The organism is Mesorhizobium sp. M4B.F.Ca.ET.017.02.2.1, from assembly GCF_003998955.1.
Taxonomy (GTDB): Bacteria; Pseudomonadota; Alphaproteobacteria; order Rhizobiales; family Rhizobiaceae; genus Mesorhizobium; species Mesorhizobium abyssinicae.
In genome coordinates, this window is sequence record NZ_RZOF01000595.1 from 1 (window position 1) to 1,672 (window position 1,672).

The window sequence follows — 1,672 nt, forward strand, 5'->3', positions numbered from 1 at the left end:
ACCCAGAAACCAGGACCAATTCGTCTGACGGCGGCAATTGCATCACCTCGCCTGGCGTCAGGAGCGGGCGCGCGGTTTCCTGGCGGCTCACCATGACATGCGAAAGCCAGGGCGCAAGCCGATGGCCCGCATAGTTGCGCATCGACCTAAGTTCGGTTGCGGTGCCGAGGGCATCCGAGATGCGCTTGGCCGTGCGTTCGTCATTGGAGGAAAAGGCAATTCGCACGTGGCAATTGTCGAGAATAGCATTGTTCTCGCCATAGGCCTTTGAAACCTGGTTCAAAGATTGTGCGATCAGATAGGAGCGAATGCCATAACCTGCCATGAAGGCGAGCGCCGTCTCGAAGAAGTCGAGGCGACCGAGCGCCGGAAACTCGTCCAGCATCATGAGCAGTTGATGCTTACGGCTCTTCTTCGGGTCCCCCTCCAGGCGCTCCGTCAACCGCCTGCCGATCTGGTTCAAGATCAGTCGCACCAAAGGCTTGGTGCGCGAGATATCCGAAGGCGGCACGACCAGATAGAGCGACAGCGGTCGCTCTCCATCCACTAGGTCAGCGATGCGCCAGTCGCAGGACGAAGTGGCCGTCGCGACCGTTGGATCACGATAAAGCCCGAGAAAGGACATGGCGGTCGAGAGGACGCCTGAGCGCTCGTTCTCCGACTTGTTCAGGAGTTCGCGAGCCGCCGAGGCCACTACGGGATGGACCTGAGGGTTATGCCCCGTCCCGAGATGGTTTGTCGTCGTCATCCGCTGTAGCGTTGCGGCAAACGAGCGTTGCGGGTCCGACAGGAAGGTGGCGACGCGGGCCAGCGTCTTTTCCTCTTCAGCGTAGAGCACGTGCAAAATGGCGCCAACTAGGAGTGAATGGCTGGTCTTCTCCCAGTGGTTCCGTCGCTCCAGCGCGCCCTCGGGATCGACGAGGATGTCGGCGATGTTTTGAACGTCTCGGATCTCATCTGGGCCTTTGCGTACCTCCAGCAGCGGGTTGTAGCGTGCCGATCTCGGGTCGGTCGGATTGAACAGAAGGCAGTACGAGAATTTCGACCGCCAGCCGGAGGTCAACTGCCAATTTTCGCCTTTTATATCATGAATGATGGCAGACCCGGTCCAGGAAAGTAGCGTTGGAACAACCAGCCCCACGCCCTTGCCCGAACGCGTCGGCGCAAATGCCATGACGTGCTCCGGGCCGTCATGGCGCAGATAGCGATCGTTCAGCCTACCGAGGAAAACGCCCGCCGGCCGTAACAACCCTGCCGTCTCGACCTCATGAGTCGTGGCCCACCGTGAAGACCCATAGGTCGTAACCGACCCGCGCTGTCGCGCGCGCAAAAGCGAGCCAGCGATTGCGGCGGCACAGCCCAGGAATCCGCTGGCGCCTGCAAGCGTACCGGCTTTGTCGAAGACCTCCGGCGCATAAGCATCGAAGTGGAACCACCATTCAAACAGCTTCCACGGCTTGTAGATTGGCCAGCCGGCGAAGAGAAACCATGGTGCGCCGAGAGGCGTCTGGTAGGTCAGCATTTGAGCGCACCATTGGGTTGCCGTCCATACGCCGATAATGACAATTGCGCACACAACGGCGATCTGCCCGATCAGTAGCTTCGTAGGTGTCATCGGCTTGGCCCGCTGAACAACGCGACCTAGCATCGCGCGGCGCAGCCGGGACAGGAA

At 60.2% G+C, this 1,672-nt stretch carries 1 protein-coding gene; it reads right to left on the reverse strand.

Annotation, left to right across the window (positions count from 1 at the left end; translation table 11 throughout):
• On the reverse strand, positions 1 to 1,615 hold a 1,615-nt coding region (locus EN738_RS34170; protein WP_127287353.1), incomplete at its 3' end, for a conjugal transfer protein TraG.
• Between the last annotated feature and the right edge of the window lie 57 nt (positions 1,616 to 1,672).